General features: G+C 70.6%; 18 protein-coding genes and 1 pseudogene. 9 read left to right on the forward strand and 10 right to left on the reverse strand.

Annotated elements, in window-relative coordinates; translation table 11 throughout:
- Window positions 1-118: 118 nt before the first annotated feature.
- Complete coding sequence (locus BT98_RS0113155; RefSeq protein WP_027297239.1) at window positions 119-1,468, forward strand: LLM class flavin-dependent oxidoreductase; 1,350 nt, start codon at window positions 119-121, stop codon at window positions 1,466-1,468.
- Between the two features lie 35 nt (window positions 1,469-1,503).
- Here the strand turns inward: BT98_RS0113155 and BT98_RS0113160 are convergent, their stop codons facing one another.
- Window positions 1,504-2,184 carry a flavin reductase family protein gene (locus BT98_RS0113160; RefSeq protein ID WP_019460163.1) on the reverse strand — a complete coding sequence of 227 codons (681 nt, stop codon included), beginning with the start codon at window positions 2,182-2,184 and terminating at the stop codon, window positions 1,504-1,506.
- Window positions 2,185-2,395: 211 nt separating this feature from the next.
- Between BT98_RS0113160 and BT98_RS0113165 the strand changes: the two genes are divergently transcribed.
- From BT98_RS0113165 to BT98_RS0113195, 7 genes are all read left to right on the forward strand, one after another.
- Window positions 2,396-3,604 carry an amidohydrolase family protein gene (locus BT98_RS0113165; protein ID WP_019460162.1) on the forward strand — a complete coding sequence of 403 codons (1,209 nt, stop codon included), beginning with the start codon at window positions 2,396-2,398 and terminating at the stop codon, window positions 3,602-3,604.
- Between the two features lie 144 nt (window positions 3,605-3,748).
- Window positions 3,749-5,065 carry a cystathionine gamma-synthase family protein gene (locus BT98_RS0113170; protein WP_026033030.1) on the forward strand — a complete coding sequence of 439 codons (1,317 nt, stop codon included), beginning with the start codon at window positions 3,749-3,751 and terminating at the stop codon, window positions 5,063-5,065.
- Between the two features lie 162 nt (window positions 5,066-5,227).
- Window positions 5,228-6,403 (forward strand): ABC transporter substrate-binding protein, encoded by a 1,176-nt coding sequence (locus BT98_RS0113175; protein ID WP_051004747.1) that lies wholly within the window; start codon window positions 5,228-5,230, stop codon window positions 6,401-6,403.
- Window positions 6,404-6,723: 320 nt separating this feature from the next.
- Complete coding sequence (locus tag BT98_RS0113180; protein WP_019462944.1) at window positions 6,724-7,620, forward strand: transporter substrate-binding domain-containing protein; 897 nt, start codon at window positions 6,724-6,726, stop codon at window positions 7,618-7,620.
- A 127-nt stretch (window positions 7,621-7,747) separates the two neighbouring features.
- Window positions 7,748-8,416, forward strand: coding sequence for an amino acid ABC transporter permease (locus tag BT98_RS0113185; RefSeq protein WP_099782209.1), 669 nt, complete (start codon window positions 7,748-7,750; stop codon window positions 8,414-8,416).
- 12 nt (window positions 8,417-8,428) lie between these two features.
- The gene (locus tag BT98_RS0113190) at window positions 8,429-9,094 is read left to right on the forward strand and encodes an amino acid ABC transporter permease (protein ID WP_019462946.1); all 666 of its coding nucleotides are present in this window, start codon (window positions 8,429-8,431) and stop codon (window positions 9,092-9,094) included.
- An 8-nt stretch (window positions 9,095-9,102) separates the two neighbouring features.
- Complete coding sequence (locus BT98_RS0113195; RefSeq protein WP_019462947.1) at window positions 9,103-9,906, forward strand: amino acid ABC transporter ATP-binding protein; 804 nt, start codon at window positions 9,103-9,105, stop codon at window positions 9,904-9,906.
- Window positions 9,907-9,932: 26 nt separating this feature from the next.
- On the opposite strand, the gene BT98_RS0113200 is transcribed toward BT98_RS0113195, so the two are convergent.
- The 5 genes and pseudogenes from BT98_RS0113200 to bla form a co-directional block, all read right to left on the reverse strand.
- Complete coding sequence (locus BT98_RS0113200) at window positions 9,933-11,531, reverse strand: ABC transporter substrate-binding protein (RefSeq protein ID WP_019462948.1); 1,599 nt, start codon at window positions 11,529-11,531, stop codon at window positions 9,933-9,935.
- Window positions 11,532-11,686: 155 nt separating this feature from the next.
- Window positions 11,687-13,120, reverse strand: coding sequence for a cytochrome c (locus BT98_RS0113205; protein WP_019462949.1), 1,434 nt, complete (start codon window positions 13,118-13,120; stop codon window positions 11,687-11,689).
- An 11-nt stretch (window positions 13,121-13,131) separates the two neighbouring features.
- Window positions 13,132-14,898 carry a GMC family oxidoreductase gene (locus tag BT98_RS0113210; RefSeq protein WP_019462950.1) on the reverse strand — a complete coding sequence of 589 codons (1,767 nt, stop codon included), beginning with the start codon at window positions 14,896-14,898 and terminating at the stop codon, window positions 13,132-13,134.
- Window positions 14,899-14,945: 47 nt separating this feature from the next.
- Window positions 14,946-15,689: pseudogene (locus BT98_RS28075) on the reverse strand (gluconate 2-dehydrogenase subunit 3 family protein).
- Window positions 15,690-16,019: 330 nt separating this feature from the next.
- Window positions 16,020-16,940, reverse strand: coding sequence for a class A beta-lactamase (gene bla / locus BT98_RS0113220; protein WP_019462953.1), 921 nt, complete (start codon window positions 16,938-16,940; stop codon window positions 16,020-16,022).
- 105 nt (window positions 16,941-17,045) lie between these two features.
- Here bla and BT98_RS0113225 point away from each other — a divergent pair, with 105 nt between their 5' ends.
- The gene (locus BT98_RS0113225) at window positions 17,046-17,921 is read left to right on the forward strand and encodes a LysR family transcriptional regulator (RefSeq protein ID WP_019462954.1); all 876 of its coding nucleotides are present in this window, start codon (window positions 17,046-17,048) and stop codon (window positions 17,919-17,921) included.
- 352 nt (window positions 17,922-18,273) lie between these two features.
- Here the strand turns inward: BT98_RS0113225 and BT98_RS24310 are convergent, their stop codons facing one another.
- The 4 genes from BT98_RS24310 to BT98_RS0113245 form a co-directional block, all read right to left on the reverse strand.
- Window positions 18,274-19,482: an MFS transporter gene (locus BT98_RS24310; protein WP_019462845.1), complete on the reverse strand. Its 1,209-nt coding sequence runs from the start codon at window positions 19,480-19,482 to the stop codon at window positions 18,274-18,276.
- 129 nt (window positions 19,483-19,611) lie between these two features.
- Entirely contained in the window at window positions 19,612-21,546 is a 1,935-nt protein-coding gene (gene acs, locus BT98_RS0113235) for an acetate--CoA ligase (RefSeq protein ID WP_026033519.1), read from the reverse strand.
- 220 nt (window positions 21,547-21,766) lie between these two features.
- On the reverse strand, window positions 21,767-22,072 hold the full coding sequence (locus BT98_RS26165) for a hypothetical protein (protein ID WP_019462847.1): 306 nt from the start codon (window positions 22,070-22,072) through the stop codon (window positions 21,767-21,769).
- 81 nt (window positions 22,073-22,153) lie between these two features.
- Window positions 22,154-22,660, reverse strand: a complete 507-nt coding sequence (locus BT98_RS0113245) for a hypothetical protein (protein WP_019462848.1) — start codon at window positions 22,658-22,660, stop codon at window positions 22,154-22,156.
- Between the last annotated feature and the right edge of the window lie 93 nt (window positions 22,661-22,753).

The raw sequence follows: 22,753 nt of genomic DNA on the forward strand, positions 1-22,753 counted from the left end.
CGGGGAAACCGGTCCGTAGGACGGGCGGCTGTCCGCCAGGCCTCGGCGGCCCGGCGCCCGCGGGCCGGGCGCGGAGGCCGGCACGCTGCCCCGACCAGGACATTCGGAGAGATACGGCATGAGCGGCCATCGTCGCGACATGAAGCTCGGGCTGAACATCGTGGCCAACGGCGCGCACTCGGCGGGCTGGCGGATGCCCGACGCGCAGGAGACCGCGGCCATGGACTTCGCGCTGTGGAAGCGCCTGGCCCAGGCGGCGGAGCGGGCGCGCTTCCACTTCATGTTCTGGGCGGACGGCATCGCGGTGCGCCATTCCGCCAAGAGCGACGACGAGCTGAGCTATCTCGCCCGCATCGACGTCTTCGAGCCGCTGACGCTGATCGGCGCCCTGTCGGCGGTGACGGAGCGGCTGGGCTTCGTGGCCAGCGCCTCGACCACCTACAACGAGCCCTATCACATCGCGCGCAAGTTCGCCTCGCTCGACCATATCAGCGGCGGCCGGGTGGGCTGGAACGTCGTGACATCCTGGAGCGAGCAGGAGGCGCACAACTTCGGCAGCGACCGGCTGCTGGCGCACGGGAACCGCTATCGCCGGGCCGAGGAGTTCGTCGATGTCGTCTTCGGCCTCTGGGATAGCTGGGAGGACGACGCCTTCATCCGCGACAAGGCCTCGGGCCGCTATTTCGATCCGGCGAAGCTGCACAACCTGCGCCACGAGGGCGAGCATTTCCGCGTGGCCGGGCCGCTGAACGTCGCGCGGCCGATCCAGGGCTATCCGGTGATCGCGCAGGCGGGGTCCTCGGGGCCCGGGCAGGTGCTGGGCTCGCGCATCGCGGACATCATCTATACCGCGCAGAAGTCGCGCGAGGATGCCGTTGCCTTCTACGGCAGCGTCAAGTCGCATGCCGCGGGCACGGGGCGCGACCCGGACAGCATGCTGGTGATGCCGGGCATCATGCCGATCCTGGGGCGCACGCGTGCCGAGGCGGAGGGCAGGTTCGCGCAGCTCCAGGACCTGATCCACGAATGCCTGGGCCTGCCGATGCTGGCGTCGTCCTTCGGCGACCTGTCCGGCCTGCCGCTGGACGGGCCGCTGCCCGCGCCGCTGGAGAACAGCAACGCGGTCAAGAGCGGGCACGAGAAGCTGGTGCGGATGGCCCGGCAGGAGGGCATGACGATCCGCAGGCTCTATCAGATCGTGGCCGGCGCCTCGGGGCACAACCTCGTGGTGGGCACGGCCGCCGACGTGGCCGACCTGATGGAGGACTGGTTCGCCGCGCGCGGCTGCGACGGGTTCAACATCATGGCCTCCCATCTTCCGGCGCCGGCCTACGAGGCCTTCGACTGGCTGGTGCCGGAGTTGCAGCGGCGTGGCCTGTTCCAGACCGAGTATGGCGGCGACGGCACCTTCCGCGGCAGCCTTGGCCTGCCGCGGCCGGCGCACGGCTCCCACCGCCAGCGGGCCTGAGCCCGGCGGCACGCCAGCGGGGCGGCGTGGTCCCGTCAGCCTTCGCGCCGCGCCGGCACGCGCCCGGCGGCGTGGTCGCCGGCGCTCATGGTGGGCAGGTCGAAGCGCTGGCGGGTGCCGGCATAGCCATGGCCGCCCATGCGGCCCACGGCGTCGATGACCGATGGATCGATATGCAGGCGCCCGTCCACCGCGTCGGCGCGCAGATGCGCGTGGAGGACCTCGCCCAGCACGATCTCGCGGGAATTGCCGATCTCCAGGAAGGAATGCAGGCGGCATTCCAACGCGGCGGGGGCGCGGGCGATCCAGGGGCAGGCGACGGCATGGCCGGGGCGGATCTCCAGCCCGGCCTCGGCCAGCTCGTCCACGCCCGGGGCGAAGGGGGTGGCGCAGACATTCATCGCTTCCACCAGTGCGTCGGAGACGATGTTGACGGTGAAGCAGCCCGTGTCACGGATGTTTCGGCCGGTGTCCTTCGGCGAGCCGTCGGCGCGAAACTCGATGCCCAGGGCCACGAGGGCCGGATCGGCGGAGAGGCAGTTGAAGAAGGAGAAGGGCGCCGCGTTCGCGCGCCCGTCCGCCCCGATCGTCGTCACCAGCGCGATGGGACGCGGCACGACGCTGCCGATCAGAATCTTGTAGCGTTCGCGCGGGGACAGGGCGGCGAAGTCGAAGCCCAGGCTTTCCGTGATACCGACGCTGGCGGTGTCGCTCATGTCTCGTTCCTTCGGCATCGCCGCCGGGCCGGGGCGGGGTCGGTGCGGCGGAATCCTATACAGAAGGCGCCGGGATGCCGTCGACCGCGCCTCTCCTGGGGTTCCGGCGCGGCGGCTTGAATCCGGGGCATGGCCGGCGCTTCATGGCGGCCTGCGATCCAGTGGCCCGGAGGTTGCGGATCGCCACGTCCCGCCTGGAGGAAACGCCCGCATGACCCACGACCTGCTGCTCCGGAACGTCCGGCCCATGGGGGGCGAGGCCACCGATGTGCTGGTCCGCGACGGGCGCGTGGCCGGATGGGGCGGCGGGCCGGATGCCCCCCTGGAGGCGCCCGGCGTGCCGGTGGAGGATGGCGCCGGGGCGCTGCTGATCCCCGGCTTCGTCGAGGCGCACACGCATCTCGACAAGTCGCTCTGGGGCATGGGCTGGCGCCGGCACCAGGCCGGGCCACGGCTGATCGACAAGATCGAGACCGAGCGGCGGCTGAAGAAGGAATGGGACATCGACCCGGCCCGCCAGTCGGCGCGGCAGGTGGTGCAGTCGCTGCGCATGGGCACGACGCATATCCGCACGCATGTGGATGTGGACGACGCGGTGGGCCTTGCGGGCATGGAGGGCGTGCTCGCCACCTGGGCCGCCTATGCCGGGGTGATGGAGATCGAGACCGTCGCCTTCCCGCAATCCGGGCTGATGGTCCGCCCGGGCGTGGCGGCGCTGATGGAGGAGGCGATGCGCATGGGCGCGGATGTGGTGGGCGGGCTCGATCCCTGCGCCATCGACCGCGACCCGAAGGGGCAGCTCGACGTGGTGTTCGGTCTGGCCGAGAGGTTCGGCAGGCCGGTGGACATCCACCTGCACGAGCCAGGGCAGCTCGGCGCCTTCAGCCTGGAGCTGATCATCGAGCGCACGCAGGCGCTGGGCATGAAGGGGCGGGTGACGGTGAGCCATGCCTTCTGCCTGGGCGACCCGGACCCGGCGCTGGTGAACCCGTTGCTGGAGCGGATCGCGGCGCTGGATATCGCCATCGCCACCACCGCGCCCGCCAGCCGCCCGGTGCCCGCCGCCGCCACGCTGCGCGGCCTGGGCATCCGGCTCTGCGCCGGCTCCGACGGCATCCGCGACACCTGGGGCCCCTATGGCAATGCCGACATGCTGGAGCGGGCGATGCTGATCGGGCTGCGCAACAACTTCCGCCGGGACGAGGAGGTGGAGATGGCGCTGGACATCTGCACCCGGGGCGGCGCCGGGGTGATGCGGCTGGAGGGCTATGGGATCGAGCCCGGCTGCCGGGCGGATCTCGTGCTGGTGGATGGGGAATCGCTGGCCGAGGCCGTGGCCGCCCGCCCGCCGCGGCGCCTCGTGGTCAAGCGCGGCCGGGTCGTCGCCCGCAACGGCGTGTCCCTGGTCGAGGCGCCCTGACCCTTGACCCCTGACCCCCTGGCCCGCCCCACCGCGATGTGAATTGCGCCCCGCCCCCGGGCATGGTCCGGCGCCGCCCGGAACGGCGGCGCGGGCCGGGTTTCCTGGTATGCTCGCGGCTTCCACGGCGGAAAGGCGAGGCGCATGGCTCAGGACCGCAGTCACAAGACCATGCTCGGCAACCACCGGCTGAGCCCCGAAACGCTGATGCTGGGCTATGGCTACGACCCGGCCCTGTCGGAAGGCGCGGTGAAGCCGCCGGTCTTCCTCACCTCCACCTTCGTTTTCCGCTCGGCGGAGGAGGGGCGGGACTATTTCGACGTGGTGGCCGGGCGCAAGCCGGCGCCGGAGGGCGGGGCGGGGCTGGTCTATTCCCGCTTCAACCACCCGAACAGCGAGATCGTGGAGGAGCGGCTGGCCCTCTACGAGGGGGCGGAGGGCGGGCTGCTCTTCGCCTCCGGCATGGCCGCGATCGCCACCACCATCCTGGCCCATGCGCGGCCGGGGCAGGTCATCCTGCACAGCCAGCCGCTCTATGGCGGCACGGAAACGCTGCTGGCCCGCACCCTGGCGGAATACGGCATCCTGGCCGAGGGCTTCTCCCAGGGCACCGATGCCGGTGCCGTGCGGGCGGCGGCGGAACGGGCCATGGCGCGCGGCCCGGTGGCGATGGTCCTGGCGGAGACCCCGTCCAACCCGCTGAACACGCTGGTGGACCTCGCCCTGCTGCGGGTGGAGGCCGAGCGCATCGCGGCGGCCCAGGGCGGAAAGCGTCCGCTGCTGCTTTGCGACAACACCCTGCTCGGCCCGGTCTTCCAGACGCCGCTGGCGCAGGGGGCGGATATCTCGCTCTATTCGCTGACCAAGTATGTCGGCGGGCACAGCGACCTGATCGCCGGCGCGGCACTGGGATCACGCGCGGTGCTGCAGCCGGTGCGGCTGCTGCGCGGCGCCATCGGCACGCAGCTCGACCCGCATTCCTGCTGGATGATCGGCCGCTCGCTGGAAACGCTGTCGCTGCGGATGCGGGCAGCGGCGGCCAATGCCGAGGCGGTGGCGGAGTTCCTGTCCGGGCATCCGCATGTGAGCCGGGTTCATGCGCTGGGGCCGGATCGGGGCGACGAGGCCACGCGGCGGGTCTATGCGGCGCAGTGCAGCGGCCCCGGCTCGACCTTCAGCATCGAGCTGCGGGGCGGGCAGGACGAGGCCTTCCGCATGCTCAACGCGCTGCGGGTCTTCAAGCTGGCGGTCAGCCTGGGCGGGACGGAGTCGCTGATCAGTCATCCGGCCTCCACCACCCATTCCGGTGTGCCGGCCGAGCTGCGGGCGCGGATCGGCGTCACCGACGGGCTGGTGCGGCTGAGCATCGGCATCGAGAACCCGGACGACCTGATCGCCGATCTCGCCCAGGCCCTGGCGACGCTGGACGGGGATGGCGAGGGGCAGGCCCCCAGGGGATGATGGGGGGATGATGGGGGGATGATGGGAGGATGATAGGGCGGTAATGGGGGAGTGGGCGGGGGCGGCCCTGGCCAAGCCCGGCCGTTCATGCGAAGGCTTCGCAACAACTTCGCGGCCTTCGCCGCCCGGCCGGGCGGGTGGCCACCGGAAAGGCGTTGCGCCATGCCCGAGACATCCTCTCCCCCCTCCCCCTGCCCGCCCCGCCGCCGGACCGTGCTGCGGCACGGGCTGGCCCTGGTCCTTTCCGCCATGGCGGCCCCGTTGGCGGCGCCCGCGGTGCTGCGGGCGCAGGAAGCGCCCCGCCTGCGCGACCTGCTGGGCCGGGAGATCGCCCTGAAGCAGCCGGCCCGGCGGATCGCCCTGGGCCAGGGGCGCCATCTCGCCGTGCTGAACCTGCTGCATCCCGACCCGGCCAGCCTCGTCGTCGGCTGGGCGGACGACATGCGCCGGGGCGAGGGGGCAGAGTACCAGGCCTATCTGCGCCGCTTCCCGGCGCTGGACCGGCTGCCGGTGCTGGGCTTCTCCACCGGGGTCGGGGTGCTGGAGCAGCTTCTGACGGTGAAGCCGGACCTGCTGCTGCTGAGCCGCCGCAACGTCGCCAGCCTGGGCGGCGGCACGGCGGCGGTCAGCTTCTTCGCGCCGCTGGAGGCGGCGGGCGTCGCCGTGGCGGTGGTGGATTTCTTTGTCCGCCCGCTGCGCGACACGGAGCCGAGCCTGGAGATCCTGGGCCAACTGCTGGGGCGGGAGGAACAGGCCGGTGCTTTCCTGGAGTTCTATCGCGCGCGGATGCGGGCGGTGCAGGCGCGCCTCGCCGGGATCGGCGAGAACCGGCCCCGGGTGATGATGCAGGCCCATGCCGGCGGGCTGGCCTGCTGCTTCTCCCCGGGCCGCGGGGTCTATGACGACTTCATCCGCTTCGCCGGCGGGCACAATATCGGCGCGGACAGCATCGCCACCGAAACCGGCCAGCTCAGCCTGGAATACGTGCTGACCCAGGACCCGCATGTCTATATCGCCACCGGCGGCCCCTATGGCGGGCGCGGCGGGGTGAGCCTGGGCGCCGGGGTCGATCCCGCCCTGGCCCGGTCGAGCCTGGCGCAGGTGATCGAGAGCCAGCACCTTTCCGGCCTCAGCGCCGTGAAGCAGGGCCGGGCCCATGCGCTCTGGCACGCCTTCAACGACTCGCCGACCCACCTCATGGCCATCGAGGCCATGGCACGCTGGTTCCATCCGGAGGCCACGGCCGGGATCGACCCCGCTGCCACGCTGGCCACGCTGAACCAGCGCTTCGCCGCCGTGCCGATGCAGGGGACCTACTGGACCAACCTGAAGGCCTGAACCGCCCCTTCGGGCGTCACGCTTCGTGGCTGGCCGCCGGAGAGCGTGGCTCTCCGGCGCGATCCGGCATCAGCGAGCGCCAACGAACGGGAGGTCCAGGACCCTCAGGGTCCTGGCGGATAAGGGGGTCCGGGGGAAAAGGCGGAGCCTTGTCCCCCCGGGGACGACGCCGAGCGTGGAGCGCGACCGGCGGAGGGGGCGATGCTTTCCCGGCCGGTCCGCATGCGGACCATTGTGGAGGTGGCGACATTCTTGCTCTGCTTCCCTTGGCGGGGCCGGTCCATCCGGGCTCCGGGGGACAGCAAGGGGGTAGACATCCGATGGACGACCAGACCAGCCGCGCCAATCTCGTCCGGCGCGGCTTTTTCGGCCTGTCGGCGCTGGGCGCCGCGATGGGGACGGGGCTGGGCCTGCTCACGCCCAGGGCGGCGCATGCCCAGGCGGCGGGCAAGAGCCGGCTGCAGGTGGTGAAGGACCGCGGCAAGCTGATCGTCGGGACCGGCAGCACCAACCCGCCCTGGCATTTCGAGGATTCGAGCGGGAAGCTGGTGGGCATGGACATCGACCTCGCCCGGCTGCTGGCGAAGAACCTGTTCGACGACTACGACAAGGTGGAGTTCGTGCTGCAGGGCTCCGATGCGCGCATCCCGAGCCTGATCACCGACAAGGTGGACATCGTGGTGCAGTGGATGACCGTCACCGGCGGCCGCGCGCAGCAGGTGGAGTTCACCATCCCCTATTACCGCGAGGGCGTGAGCCTGCTGCTGCTGGCGCGCGGCGGCAAGTACAAGAACTTCGAGGAACTGAAGGCCGCGGGCAGCGCCGTGACCATCGGCGGCATGCAGAACGTCTTCCTGGAGGAATGGGTGCACAAGGCGCTGCCCCAGGCCAAGGTGGATGCCTTCGAGAGTCCGGATGCCACGATCCAGGCGCTGAACGCCCGGCGCATCGACGCGGCGATGTCGGACCAGTCGGCCTCGCGCTGGCTGATGCAGCAGGCGCCCGGCCGCTTCGTCGATTCGGGCTATGGCTGGATGCCGAACTCCTATGCCTCCGCCGTCAAGCCCGGCGAGCCGGTGTGGCTGAACTACGTCAACACCGTGTACAAGGAGGCGATGATGGGCGTCGACTTCGACTACTTCGCCGCCTCCTACAAGAAGTGGTTCGGCATCGAGCTGCCGACGCCCAAGGTCGGTTTCCCGAGCGAGTTCTCCTGATCCTTCCGCCGCGCCGGGACGGGAACGCCCCGGCGGGGCCTGCATCCCGCTGCGATGCACACCAACGGATGGAACATTCCCGGCCGGCGCGGCCGCGCCGGGAATGTCCTGGGCGATCGGGACAGGCATGATCGACTATCACTTCGACTGGTCCGTCATCTGGCGGAACTGGGACCGTTTCGCGGCCGCGCTCGGCCTGGGCCTCGGGCTGGCGATCGCCTCGCTGGCCATCGGCACGGTGATCGGGCTGTTCTGCGCCATGGGGCGCGTCTATGGGCCGCGCTGGGTGAGCTGGCCGGTCTGGGCCTATGTGGAGGTCATCCGCAACACGCCGCTGCTGCTGCTGGTCTTCTTCATCTATTTCGGCCTGCCGGAGCTGGGCATCTACGGGCTGGACAAGGTCCAGTCCTTCATCTTCACCCTGTCCATCTATGCCGGCGCCTATATGTGCGAGGTCTTCCGCGCCGGCCTGGGCACGGTGCCGCGGCAGTACATGGAGGCGGCCAAGGCCATCGGCATGCGGCCCTGGCAGCGGCAGCGCTACGTCATCCTGCCCGTCACCTTCCGCATCACCCTGCCCGCGATCAGCAACAACCTGATCTCGCTGTTCAAGGACACCTCGCTCGCCGCTGCCATCGCGGTGCCGGAGCTGACCTTCACGGCGCGGCAGATCAACGCCAACACCTTCCGCGTGATGGAATCCTGGCTCACCGCCAGCGCGCTCTACCTCGTCACCGCCTATGCGATCGCCCTGCTGCTGCGGCAGGTCGAGCGCCGCTATGCCGTGATCCGCTGAAGGAGGGCGGGGATGGATCTCGACCTCTTTCTTGAACAGGCCTGGCTGGCCCGCTTCTCGCTGCTTTCCGGCCTCCAGGTGACGCTCGGCACCTCGCTGCTCAGCATCCTCCTCGCCACCCTGGCCGGGCTGGCGATGGGGGCCGTGCTCGCCTATGCCTGGGCGCCGTTCCGCTGGCTGGCGCGGGCCTATGTGGATTTCATGCGCGGCATTCCGGTGCTGGTGCTGATCCTCTTCACCTTCTATGGGCTGGCGCTGTTCAAGGTGAACGTGACGCCCTTCGCCGCCGGGGTGATCGCGCTGTCCGCCTTCGCCACGGCGCATGTGGCGGAGAACCTGCGTGGCGCGCTGCAATCCGTGCCCGCCGGGCAGATGGAGGCGGCCAAGGCCATCGGCCTCACCTTCCCGAAGAGGCTCTGGTACGTGATCATCCCGCAGGCGGTGCGCCGGGCCCTGCCGCCCTGGGTGAACATCTGCCTGGAGATCGTGAAGGGCTCCACGCTGCTCTCGGTGATCGGGGTGGTGGAGCTGCTGCTGGCGACGCAGCAGGCGATCGCACGCAACTACATGATCATCCAGTTCTACCTGCTCGCCGCCATCCTCTACCTGATCGTCAACTTCGCCATCGCCCAGATCGGCGCGCTGCTGGAGCGGCGTTTCTCCTATATCCGGAACTGAGAGCCCCGATGATGAGCCAGAGCGACGGCGCCCAGCCCCTTCTCCGCGCGCGTGGCGTGCACAAGAGCTTCGGTCCGGTCGAGGTGCTGAAGGGCATCGACCTCGACGTGCACCAGGGGCAGGTGGTGGCGCTGATCGGCGCCTCCGGCTCCGGCAAGACCACCTTCCTGCGCTGCGTGAACCTGCTGGAGGAACATGATGGCGGCGAGATCCTGCTGGATGGCGACCCGGTCGGCTACCGCGTCGAGAACGGGCGGCGGCGGCGGATGGGCGAGGCGGCGGTTTCCGCCCAGCGCGCCCGCATCGGCATGGTGTTCCAGAGCTTCAACCTCTTTCCGCACCTGACGGCGGAGGAGAACGTGATGCTCGGCCTCGTCCGCGTGCTGGGCAAGGGCAAGGCGGAGGCGCGCGACATCGCCGGGCACTGGCTGGACCGCGTGGGACTGGGGCCGCGGCGCGGGCACTATCCCTACCAGCTTTCCGGCGGGCAGCAGCAGCGCGTGGCCATCGCGCGGGCCGTGGCCATGCAGCCGCGCCTGCTGCTCTTCGACGAGGTGACCTCCGCCCTCGACCCCGAGCTGGTGGCCGAGGTGCTGGGCGTGATGCAGAACCTCGCCGAGAGCGGCATGACCATGCTCCTGGTCAGCCACGAGATGCTCTTCGTGCGCGACGTGTCGCACCATGTCGTCTTCATGGATGGCGGCCGCGTCGCCCAGGCCGGGCCGCCGAAGGAGATCTTCGGCAACCCGTCCAGCGACAGGCTGCGGAGCTTCCTCGGGCGCTTCCACGGCCTGTTCGGGCATGCCGGCTGATCCCGGGAGGCGCAACGCCGGACCCGTCAGGCGCTGCGCCGGACGTTCCAGAAGACCGGGAAGGCGGGCAGCATGCCGGCGAGGTCGCGGCGGTAGCCTTGCAGCACGAAGTACTGGCCGAGGGGGATATAGGGCACGTCCTGCCAGGCTTGGCGCTGCATTTCCACCGCGATCGTCTTCTGCTGTTCCAGGCCTTCCGAGAACATCCAGGCGTCGCGCAGCTCCTCCAGCCGCGGCGAGCCGGGCCAGCCGAACCAGGCGCCGTCGCCATTGCCGCGCAGCGGCAGGTGGCCGACCGGATTGACGAAGTCGATGCCGTTGAAGCCGGTGTAGTGGACGTTCCAGCCGCCCTGGGAGGCGGGGCCCTTGTTGGCACGGCGCGTGACCACCGTGCCCCAGTCGGCGGCCTGGAAATCGACGTTCATGCCCATGCGCTGGAACATGTCGGCGCCGACATCGGTTTCCGCCTTCAGCACGGCGAGGTCGCTGACACCCAGGACCACCACCTTCTCGCCCTTGTAGCCGGCGGCGGCGAGGTCGCGCTTCACCTTCTCCATGTCGCGGGGCGCGTTCAGCACCTCCATCCCGGCATCCGTCGCCATGGGCGTGCCGGGGGTGAAGACGCCGACGCCGGTGCGCCAGAGCGAGGTGTCGGAGCCCGCGACGGCGGACATGTAGTCCGCCTGGCTGACCGCGCCCAGCACGGCGCGGCGGATCGCCGGGTTGTCGAAGGGCGGCTGCAGGTGGTTGAAGCGCAGGATGCCGATGGAGCCGGTGGGGTCCTGCGGCTGGAACCGCAGGTTGCGGTCGCGCCGGAGCATCGGCGCGAGATCGGGCGACAGGCTTTCCCACCAGTCCACCTCGCCGCTCTGCAACGCGGCCGCCGCCGTGGCCGCGTCGGGCAGGATGTTCCATTCGACGCGCTCGAAATGCGCCTGCTTGGGCCCCGAGGTCCAGGAGGGCTCGCCGTTCTCGCGCGGCCTGTAGCCGGCGAACTTCTCGTAGACGACGCGCGCGCCGGTCAGGCGCTCGGCGGGCAGGAAGCGGTAGGGGCCGCTGCCGACGATCTCCGGGACCTGGGTGAAGGCATCGGTCTTCGCCAGGCGCTCCGGCATGATCACCGGCACCGTGGCGGTGGACTTGGCCAGCGCATGCACCAGCAGCGGAAAGGGCCGCTTCAGCCGGAAGCGGATGGTCCGGTCGTCCTGCGCCTCCAGCGCCTCGGTCACCGCCATGAGGCTCTGGCCGAAGGCGTCGCGCCTGCCCCAGCGTTGCAGGCTGGCCACGCAGTCGCGCGCCAGGACCGGCGTGCCGTCATGGAACATCAGGCCGGGCCGCAGCCGGATGTTCCAGGCGCGTCCGTCCGCCTCCACCACATGGCCTTCCGCCATCTGCGGATGCGGGCGGAAATCCGTGTCCAGGCCGTAGAGCGTGTCGAAGACCAGGAAGGCGTGGTTGCGTGTCACCGTCGCCGTGGTCCAGACCGGGTCCAGCACGGTGAGATCGGATTGCGGCACGAATTTCAGCACGCGCTGCGAGGTGGCCTGTGCGATGCGAGGAGCGGCGAGGGCCGGCGCGGCCAGGGCGGCCGCGCCGAGCTGGAGGAGATGGCGTCGCTGGAACAAGGCCCGGTGTCCTGTCGTGGTGTGCGTCCGGCGCAGCAAGCGATGTGCCAGCCGCGGCCTCGGAGGCGCCCCTGGCCGTTACGCTTCGCGGCGGGCCGCCTCTCGCCCCACAAGGGAACGGCGCCAGGATGGAGGAGCCATCCTGGCGCCGCGCGTCACGGCCGGCTGGAGGTCGGGTTGGTGCCGCCGGAAGCGTTGCTGAACCCGGTGCGGGGCACCGGCTCGGGGTGCTTCGGCAGGTTCGCGCGCACCCGCGCCACCTGTTCGGCCGTCACCGCGGGGGCGGTGTTGCTCCAGGCGCTGCGCACGAAGCTGGCCAGAGTCGCCACTTCCTCGTCCGACAGGCGGAAGGCGAAGCCCGGCATCGGCAGCACGGAGGGCGCCCGCTCGGTCGAGGGCGTGGCCGCGCCGCCGAGGATCGTGGTGATCAGCCCGGTGGGGTTCTCCGCGTTCACGATGGAGGCTCCGTCGAGGCGCGGGAAGACCGTGGTCCCGCCATGGCCGGTGACGAAGTGGCAGGCGTTGCAGTTGTCGAGATAGAGGCGCTCGCCCGGCGTCAGGTCGACCGCCGCGGTCAGCTTCGCCTGGGTCTGGCGCTGCCCGTCCGGCCTGGGCTGCACCGCCGGCATGGCGTTGGGGATCGACTTCAGATAGGCGCCGATCGCGTGCAGGTCGGCATCGTTCATGTAGTTCATGCTGTGCTCGACCACGGACTTCATCTCGCCGCCGACGGCGGAGACGCGGTTCCGCCCCTTGCCGAGATAGTCGGCGATGTCCTGCACGTTCCAGGTCGCCACGCCGCGCGCGGCCTCGCCGCCGGCGCGCAGCTGCGGCGTGTGCCAGCCGTTCAGCTCGGTGCCGGCGAGGAAATGCGGGTCGCTGGCGGTGAAGCCGCGCTCCTGCATGGTGAAGGCGCGCGGCGTGTGGCAGGTGCCGCAATGCCCCAGCCCCTCGACCAGATAGGCGCCGCGGTTGATCTCGTCGCTCACCTGCGGGTTCGGCTGGAAGGTGCCGGTGGGCAGGAAGGCCCAGTTCCAGAGCGACATGCCCCAGCGCTGGTTGAAGGGGAAGCTGAGCTTCGTCTCCTCCGGCCTGTTCACGACCGGCTCCACACCCTTCATGAAGAAGGTGTAGAGCGCGTGCATGTCCTCGTCGGTGATCAGCCGGTAGGAGGGGTAGGGCATCGCCGGGTAGAGGTTGGTGCCATCGGCTCGCCGGCCCTGGCGCAGCGCGGCGGCGAACTGTGCCTCGGTGTAGTTGCCGATGCCGGTCTGCTTGTCGGGCGTGATGTTGGTGGTGACGATCCGGCCGAGATCGCTCTCGATCGGCAGGCCGCCGGCGAAGGGCTTGCCGCCCGGCCCGGTGTGGCAGGCCACGCAGTCACCGGCGCGGGCGAGGTAGGCGCCCTTCTCGATCAGCGCCTTCTCGCCGGCGGAGGGCTGCTGCGCCGGGCCGGACGAAGCCGGGGCCGGCTGAGCCAGTGTCGTCTGAGCCAGTGTCGTCTGAGCCAGGGCCAGCTGAGCCAGGGCCGGGCCCGCGAGGGCGGCGAGGAGGCCGGCGGCGAGCAGGAGGGGTTTCCGCTTGGTCATGGCCCCGTTCCTCACGCCTGCACCAGGGGGCCAGGGTTCTTCAGGTACTGCTCGGTGATCGCCTTGACGGACCAGTAGGTCATGGCGCCGATCATGCTGGTCGGGTTGCCCTGGAAGTTCTGCGGGAAGGCATTGCCGCCGGGGACGAAGACGTTGTGCACGTCCCAGCTCTGCAGGTAGCGGTTGATGGCGGAATCCACCGGCGTCTCGCCCGCCACGGCGCCGCCGACGTTGTGCGTGGAGATGTAGGGCCGCGTGTCCCAGTGCGAATCCATCTTCAGGAAGCTCTCGGTGAAGCTGTCCGGATTCAGCTCCTTCGTGATCTCCAGCACGCGCTCGCGCAGGAAGCGCTGCAGCTTCAGCTCGTTCTCCTTCCAGTCGAAGGTGATGCGCAGCAGCGGCTGGCCGTAGGGGTCCTTGTAGGTCGGGTCGAGGTCCAGGTAGTTGCCGCGGTAGGACATGCAGGTCGTCGAGATGCTGACCTTCATGGAATGCCCGTACCAGTCCTTCATCGCCTTCTTCCAGCCGGCGCCCCAGGCGGGGGTCCCGGCGGGCAGCGAGGCGCCGATCGGCGCGCCGCCGGCCTGGGAGCTGTGCAGCTTCGCACCGCCGATGAAGCCATAGGGCGCGGCGTCGAAGTTGCCGGGCGAGAAGTCGTTGATCATCTGCCCCGTCGGCCCGGCGGCGACGAAGGGGTTGAAGTGCTTGTCCTTGTAGAAGAGCGTCGTGCCGCCGTTGCTCAGGAAGGCATAGTTGCGGCCGACCACACCCTCGCCCGTATGGGGGTCGTAGGGCGTGCCGATGCCGGACAGCAGCATCAGGCGCACGTTGTTGTACTGGAAGGTGCTGAGGATGACGATGCTGGCGGGCTGGAAGACTTCCTGTCCCTGCTCGTCGATATAGGTCACGCCCTTGGCGGTCTTGCGGTCGTCGTGCAGGTCCACGCGGAGGACATGGGCGTTGACCTCGTAGGAGAAGTTCGGCAGGCGCCGCGCCGCGTCCAGGATGGTCGTCTGCGGCGAGGCCTTGGAGTAGTTCAGGCAGTAGTAGTCGCTGCAGAAGCCGCAGTAGTTGCAGGGCGCGATCTGCACGCCGTAGGGGTTGGTGTGGGGCCCTGAAGCCGCGGCGGAGGGGTTCGGGAAGGGATGGTAGCCCTTCTTCCGCGCCGCCTCGGCGAACATCGTGTTGTTCAGCGTATCCTTCAGCGGCGGCATGGGAAAGGGATTCGAGCGCGGCCCCTCGAAGGGATCGCCGCCTTCCATGATCTGGCCGCGCAGGTTCCCCGTGGCGCCGGAGGCGCCGCAGACCTTGTCGAAATGGTCCATGAAGGGCTCCATTTCCTCCCAGGTGAAGGGGAAGTCCTGGATCTGCAGGTCCTCCTGCAACTGGCCGGGCTTGTAGGCCTGGTCGACGAAGGTCTTGAGCTTCAGGTCCGTGGGCGTCGGACGGATCAGCACGCCGGTCCAGTGAACGCCGGCGCCGCCGACGCCGTTGCCGGGCTTGAAGGCGCCCCAGGTGCGGGTCGGCAGCGCGACCTCGTCGGTGTTGTGCCGCACCGTCGTCGCCATCTGGCGCGGGCGGGCGAAGACCTTCTGGCGGATGGAATAGGCGAGCTGGTCGGCAGGCTTGGGGTAGAGGTGGCCGGCATTGGTCCGCTCGGGACCGCTTTCGAGGGCGCGGACCTTGAGACCGGCGCGGGCCAGCTCGATGCTCATGATCGAACCGGACCAGCCCAGTCCGACAACCACCGCATCGACGGCGTCCTTGACGATAGCCATGGGAAAAATCCTAGCGGGAGGGGCGCGTCACCGGAGGTGGGCGGGGATCAGGCGCGTTCGCCCATGATGCTGACCGGGCCGAGCGGGTAGCGGACATTGTGCTGCCCCACCCATTCGAGGAAGCTGGCGCGGGCCCCGGGGAAGTTGATCATCTTCCACGCCGCCATGCCCTTGTTGCCGCCATACATCGGGTCGGAGAGATAGCCTTCCCGGGTGTTGCCCAGCAGGAAGGAGAAGAAATCCGCGGCCTTGAGCAGGGGCTCGCCGAAATCCGGGAAGTGGATCTCGCCGTGCTCCAGCTTCGTCAGCACCGCGTCGCGCGTGGCGTCGTCGAGCGCCTCGAAGCCCTTCTGGTAGGTCTTCTGGCAGAAGGCCCCGGTGGCGCGGATGCCGCGGCGTTAGATCTCCTGCGGCGCGTAGGGAAGCTGGAAGCCCATCAGCGCCGGGGCGTCCGGGTGGAAGGGGCCCTCCATGTACCAGTCCGCCGCCTGGCCATAGGATCCGTTCAGCTCCTGGTCGATGAAGATGGGCACGTTGGTGTCCAGCGCGCCGGGGCCTTCCGGATCGGAAGGGATCAGCCGGTCGCAGGCGGCCTTCACGAAGTTCCATTCGTCGCCCGAGAAGAAGACGGGCTTGTAGCTGTCGAGGGCGGGGGCGAGACGCTCCGCCGCCTCGGCCGCCGGCAGTCGCGGGAAAGAGGCTCCCAGGGTGGCCCCGAGGGCGGCCGCCGGGAGGGCGAGGGCGGTGGAGAGAAGGAAATGACGACGCAGCGTCATGTGACCTGTCGACATGCGGGATCCCTGGCCGGAAAGGCGTTTTGAGGTCGGCCTATTCGCCCCGCCTTTCCCCTGTCAATCGTTAATAAGCAGCCACACCGTATCGTAAAGAAAACATCCGAACGAAACCGCAGACCATGGTGAGTGAAACAAGAACATTAATAATCGTACATGAACGTTACACTATTTTGACTTACACATGATTTCCTGGCCTGCACGGGCCGCACATTCCGCCCGCCCGCGCGGGGATGGGATACTTTCCCCGCTCGTCACGTCACCCCATCGGTCGCCGCGGCGGCCATGGCCGGGCCGTCGCGGCGCCTCTCCAGGACGGTCCGGCCTGCTTCAGGGACCCTTCGCGGCAACGATGGCCGCGGCGACCTCGGCCAGGGCCGCATCGCGTTCCGTGCTTGGTGCCGTGCCGCCGGTGGAATAGGCGGCGACCAGGATCGGCGCGCTTTCCCCTGGCGGCCAGAGCAGGCCGGCATCGTTGTTGGTGCCCCTCTCGCCCACGCCGGTCTTGTCGCCCGCCTGCCAGCCGCCCGGCAGACCGGCGCGCAGGCGCTTGTCGCCCGTCTTGTTGGCGCGCAGCCAGCCGGTCAGATGCGCCTGCCCGCCCACCGACAGCGCCTCGCCCAGCGTCACCCTTTGCAGGCTGGCCAGCATCGCCGCCGGGCTGGTGGTGTCGCGCGGGTCGCCCGGCTCCGCCTCGTTCAGCGCGGTCTCCCAGCGGTCGAGGCGCGTCACCGTGTCGCCGATGGAGCGCAGCCATGCGGTCAGCCCCGCCGGACCGCCGATCTGCTCCAGCATCAGGTTGCCGGCGGTGTTGTCGCTCAGCGTGACCGCGGCCTCGCAGATCGCGGCCAGGGTCATGCCTTCCTCGCCTGCGTGCTTCTCCGTCTCGGGAGAGTAGGCCACCAGCTTCTCCCGCCCGTAGCGGATGCGCTGGTCCAGCCGCGCCTGCCCGGCATCGACCCGGGACAGGACGGCGGCGGCGGCCAGGAGCTTGAAGGTGCTGGTGAGGGGGAAGCGCTCCGCCTCGCGATGGCCCGCCCGCTGGCCGGTGGCGGTGTCGAGCACGGCGACGCCGAGCCGCCCGCCGACCCGCCGCTCGATTCCGGCGAAAACCGCCGGCAGGGCGCTGAAACCGGCCCCTGCCTGCCCCTTCCCGGCGCCCGAAGCCGCCCGGGCACCGGAAGGCCCCGCCGCCATCATGCCGAGGCCCAGCGCCGCCATGGCGCCCATGCCCATCCGCCTGCCGATCATGTGCCGCTCCCCTCTGTGCTGGCGGGCGGAGATTGCGCAGGGAGCCGCGACCCGGCAAACGATCGTTTCTTGCGATTGCCCCAAGAAAAACTAAAGGGTCCGGCCATGTTGCCCTCGCAGCTTCCACTCAACGCGCTGCGTGCCTTCGAGGCCGCTGCCCGGCATCTAAGTCTGACAAGGGCCGGGCTGGAGCTGCGCGTCACCCAGGCGGCGGTCAGCCATCAGGTGAAGAGCCTTGAGGAAATCTTGGGAGTGACCCTGTTCCGCCGCCTGCCGCGCGGCCTCGCCCTGACCGAGGAGGGCGAGGCGCTGCTGCCGGTGCTGACCGAGGCCTTCCGGCGGATCTCCGGCACACTGGAACGCTTCGCGGGCGGGCGGTTGCGGGAGGTGCTGACGCTCGGCGCCGTAGGCACCTTCGTCACCGGCTGGCTGCTGCCGCGCCTGCCCCGCTTCCGCGCGGCGCATCCCTTCGTGGACCTGCGGCTGCTGACCAACAACAACCGCGTGGACCTCGCGGGCGAGGGGCTGGACTGCGCCATCCGCTTCGGCGACGGCGCCTGGCACGGGGCGGAGGCGGTGCGGCTGCTGGCGGCGCCGCTCTCGCCGCTCTGCGCCCCCGCCCTGGCCTGGCGGCTGCGCCAGCCGGCGGACCTGCTGCCGGAGGTGCTGCTGCGCTCCTACCGCGTCGATGAATGGGAGTGCTGGTTCGCCGCGGCGGGCCTGCCCCCGCCGGCCATCCGGGGCTTCGTCTTCGATTCCTCGCTGACCATGGCGGAGGCAGCGGCCCAGGGCGTGGGCGTCGCCCTGCTGCCGGCACGGATGTTCGAGCACGACCTGCGCGCCGGACGGCTGGCGCGGCCCTTCGCCACAGAGGTCACCCTGGGCGAATACTGGCTGACCCGGCTGAAATCCCGCACCGAGACGGCGGCCCAGGCGGCGTTCCGGGAATGGCTGCTGGAGGAGGTGGCGTGGCCGGAGTGACAGCTTCCGCGGCCGGCCCCGGGGGAGAGGCGCCGCCTCTCCCGCCGGACCCCCTCTCCGCCGGGGACCGAAGCCGGTCCCCGGACCCCGGGCTTTCGTGGGTTCCCGTGGTTGTCGTCAGTCTTCGCCCTGATCCCTGGGAGCAGGTGGCAGCGCGGGGCTGCCGAAAGGAAGAAAGGCACCCTGTCCGCGTGGGTGGCACCGGCAGCCTGCCGGAGAGCCATGCTCCCCGGCGAGATCCGGCATCAGCGGGCGCCAGCGAACGGGAGGTCCAGGACCCTCAGGGTCCTGGCGGATGGGGGGTTACGGGGGCGAAGGCGGAGCCTTCCCCCCGGGCTACGAGCGCCGCCTTCTAGGCCTGTGGCGCCGGACGGCGGGCATGGGCCAGCCAGAGCCCGACCAGGAGGATGCCGGCGGCGCAGACGGCGAGGCTGGGGAGTGTGCCGATCCAAGCCTGGGCGGCGCCGAAGAGTGCCGGGCCCAGCGACTGGCCGAGGAAGAAGCTGCAGGCATGCAGCGCCATGGCGGAGCCGCGGGCCTTGGGCGCGACCTCGGTGACGCGGACCTGGATGCTGTTGTGCAGCATGAAGTAGCCGAGGCCGAGCAGCAGCGTTCCCGCCAGCACCGCCGGCAGTGCCCCGGCCAGGCCGACCAGCAGCAGGCCGCAGCCGGCGAGCGCGCCGCCGAAGCGCATCATGTTCGGCTGGCCGATGCCACGGACCAGCAGGGGCGCCAGGCCGGCATAGGCGAAGCCGCCCAGGCCGAAGATGCCGAGCGCCATCCCGGCCTCCGCCGTGCCGCCGAGGCCGCGCAGGTCGAGAAGCGCGGCGAGGAAGGGGAACATGCTGAAGACCAGCAGCCCCTCCGCCGCCACGCCGGCGAAGAGGCGCAGCGCCCTGGGATTGGAGAGGATGCTCTTGTAGTGGCTGAGCGCGACGGAAAGGTCGAAGCGCCGGGCGGGCGGGGCCGGATGGCGCCGGCTGTCGCGCCACAGCACCACCGCGCCCACCAGCACCACCACGCCGCAGGCGGCGAGGATGCCGCGCCAGCCGAGATGGACCGCCAGGAAGCCCGAGAGCGCGCCGCCCGCCACCTGTCCGCCGATGGTCCAGGCCATGAAGCGGCTCATCGCCACCTGGCGCTCCGCCATCGGCACGCTGTCGCCGAAGGTGGCGAGCGCCAGGGGGGTGATGCCGCCCGCCGCCGCCCCGGCCAGGATGCGCGCCACGAAAAGCGTGGGCAGGCTGGGGGCCAGCGCGCCGAAGCCCAGGGCCAGGACCAGCAGGCTGGCGCAGAGGATCATGACCAGGCGCTTGCCCAGCGCGTCGCCGATGGGGCCGAGGATGGGCTGGATCAGCGCATAGGGCAGCGCGAAGGCCGAGGCGAGCAGGGCCGTGCGCTCGACGGTGGTGTTGAAATCCGCCGCGACGTTGACCAGCAGCGGGTCCAGCGCCCGGGTGGTGAGGGCGGAGGAGAAGCCGGCGAGGCCCAGGACGAAGACCAGGTGGCCGACCTGCGCGGCGGTAGGAGCCGTGGGCGCGGCGGGTGGGGTGTCTGACATGCGCCCGCCATCCTGCGCAGGGCGGCGGCGGGCGCAACTGCCCGGAGGCGAGAAAGAGGGCGGGAGGCCGGCTCCGCCGCGGGCGGGACGCGGGTTTCCGGGGGCGGCCGCCCGCCCCCGGAAGGAGTCTCAGCCGACGCGGGTCTCGATCAGGTCCTGCACCACGGTCGGGTCGGCCAGGGTGGAGGTGTCGCCCAGCCCCTCGATCTCGTTCGCGGCGATCTTGCGCAGGATGCGGCGCATGATCTTGCCGGAGCGCGTCTTCGGCAGGCCCGGCGCCCAGTGGATGGCGTCCGGCGCGGCGAAGGGGCCGATCTCCTTGCGCACCCAGGTGACGAGCTCCTTGCGCAGCGCCTCGGTCGGCTGCTCGTCGGCATTCAGGGTGACATAGGCGTAGATGCCCTGGCCCTTGATGTCGTGCGGCATGCCGACCACGGCGGCCTCGGCCACCTTGGGATGGGCGACCAGCGCGCTCTCGATCTCGGCGGTGCCCATGCGGTGGCCGGAGACGTTGATCACGTCGTCCACGCGGCCGGTGATCCAGTAGTAGCCGTCCTCGTCCCGCCGGGCGCCGTCGCCGGTGAAGTAGGTGCCCTTGAAGGTCGAGAAATAGGTCTGGATGAAGCGCTCGTGGTCGCGGAAGACGGTGCGCATCTGGCCGGGCCAGCTATCGGTGATCACGAGGTTGCCCTCGGTCGCGCCTTCCAGCGTGTTGCCGTCGCCGTCCACCAGGGCCGGCTGCACGCCGGGCAGCGGCAGGGTGGCGGAACCCGGCTTCTGCGCCACCGCGCCCGGCAGCGGCGCGATGAGGATGCCGCCGGTCTCGGTCTGCCACCAGGTGTCCACGATCGGGCAGCGTTCCTCGCCCACGACGCGGTAGTACCAGAGCCAGGCTTCGGGGTTGATCGGCTCGCCGACGCTGCCCAGGATGCGCAGCGACTTGCGGGAGGTCTTCTTCACCGGCGCCTCGCCATCGCGCATCAGGGCGCGGATGGCGGTGGGCGCGGTGTAGAAGATGTTGACCTGGTGCTTGTCGATGACCTGCCAGAAGCGGCTGTTGTCGGGCCAGGAGGGCACGCCCTCGAAGATCAGCGAGGTCGCGCCGTTCGCCAGCGGCCCGTAGACGATATAGGTGTGGCCGGTGACCCAGCCGACATCGGCGGTGCACCAGTAGACCTCGCCCGGGCGGTAGTCGAAGACCAGGTCATGGGTGAAGCTGGCCCAGACCATGTAGCCGCCGGTGGTGTGCAGCACGCCCTTCGGCTTGCCGGTGGAGCCGGAGGTGTAGAGGATGAAGAGCGGGTCCTCCGCCTCCATCGGCTCCGGCTCGCAGGCCGTGGCGGCCTTGGCGGTCAGCGCCTCCCAGGAATGGTCGCGGCCTTCCTGCATCGGCACGTCGCCGCCGGTGATGCGCGCGACGATCACGTTCCGGATGGTCGGGCAGCTCTTCAGCGCCTCGTCGGCATTGGTCTTGAGCGGCACGCGGCGCCCGCCGCGGCGGCCCTCGTCGGCGGTGAGCAGCAGCGTGCTCTCGCAGTCCTGGATGCGGCTGGACAGGCTGTCGGCGGAGAAGCCGCCGAAGACCACGGAATGGATGGCGCCGATGCGGGCGCAGGCGAGCATGGCCACGGCGGCCTCGACCACCATGGGCAGGTAGATGGTGACGCGGTCGCCCTTCTTCACGCCGAGGTCGCGCATCGCGTTGCCCAGGCGGCAGACGCGCTCGTGCAGCTCGCGGTAGGTGATGCGGGCGTCGCTGTTCGGGTCGTCGCCTTCCCAGATGAAGGCGGTCTGGTCGCCCCGGCTTTCGAGGTGCCGGTCGAGGCAGGAGACGGAGGCGTTGAGGATGCCGTCCTCGAACCAGCGGATGGAGACGTCGCCGGTGAAGGAGGTGTTCTTGATCTTCGTCGGCTCGCGCATCCAGGCGACGCGGTCCATCTGGCCGCGCCAGAAGCCGTCCGGGTCGTTCTTCGCGGCCTCGGCCATGGCCTGGCGCCTGGCCGCATCGACATGGGCCGTGGCCGCGATCTCCGGCTTCACCGCGATCAGTGTGTCGTCGCCCATCATTTCACTCCCAACATCCAGGCGCCCCGTTGGGGGCGTTTGCAGCGAATTGGGACGTGGTGCGGCGGCGCCGTCAAGCGATGCGGAGGAACGTTCCCTCCTCCCGCCCGGTGGAATGGCGCAGAATTGCGCCATTCCGGCATCAAAACTGACTGGGACCCTCCGGCGGGGTTTCCGGAACGCGCTTCCCGGCGGTCCGGGGGGAATGCCGGGAAGGGGATCAGCGCCAGTAGTGCCGGGGCGGCGGGGCGTAGCCATAGCGCGGCGGGGGCGGGCGGTGCCAGTGCGGGGGCGGCGGAGGCGGGCGGTGCCAATGCCGGGGCGGCGGACGCCAGCGGCGCGGCGGCGGCCCGTGCCAGCGGGGCGGCGGCGGGGCGTAGTAGTACTGAACCGGATGCAGAAGGCCGGCGGGCCATGCCTCCGGCGCCACGGTCACCGGGGCGGGCGCCGCCTGCGCCTCCCCGGCCGCGAGGGCGGTCACGGAAAGCAGCGGGGCCAGCAGGGCGGCGTAGAGCAGTTTGCGCATGGGACGTCTTCGATCCTTCTGCGGAAGCGGGTGGCGGGAAAGGGCCGGCGCGGCCTCCCGTGACGGCGCCGGCCCGGTGGTTCAGTTCACGCGGGTGGCGGGGGCCTCCGTGGCGGGGCCGGGGGCCGGCTGGCTGCGGGCGACCTGTCCGGGCGCCTTGCCGGCGGGCGCCTGCCCGGCTTCCGGCGCCTGTTCCGCCGCATGGGACGACAGGCTGGCCTTGCCGGAACGGTGATGCTTCGCCGTGGCGGCATGGCCTTCCGCCTTTGCGGCCTCCGGGGTGCCGGCGGGGCTGGCGGCCTCATGGCGCGTGGCGTGACGCGCGCCGCCGGCATGGTCGGTGTGGACCACGGGGGTCTTCGCGGTGCTGGTGGCATGGGCCCGCGGCTGCGAGCCGGGCTGGGCCTGCGAGGGGGCCGTGGCGGCGGTGGCCGCCGGCCCGGCCACGGTGCCGGGCGCCGTCCCGGCCGCTGGACCCTGGACCGCCCCTTGGACCGCCCCCTGGACCGTCCCTTGGGCCATGGCCATGCCGGCGGAACCGAGCAGCAGGGCGGAGAACAGCAGGCTGGCACGGAACGTCTTGCGCAATGGGGCCTCCTCTGGGCTGGTGAGCGCAGGAGGAAGAGGACACCCGCCACAGGGCAGGTCTCGGGCGTCCCCGGGGAATCTCTGGGGCGGAAG

Origin of the sequence: Roseomonas mucosa ATCC BAA-692 (assembly GCF_000622225.1) — a bacterium.
In the GTDB taxonomy this organism is placed as follows: Bacteria; Pseudomonadota; Alphaproteobacteria; order Acetobacterales; family Acetobacteraceae; genus Roseomonas; species Roseomonas mucosa.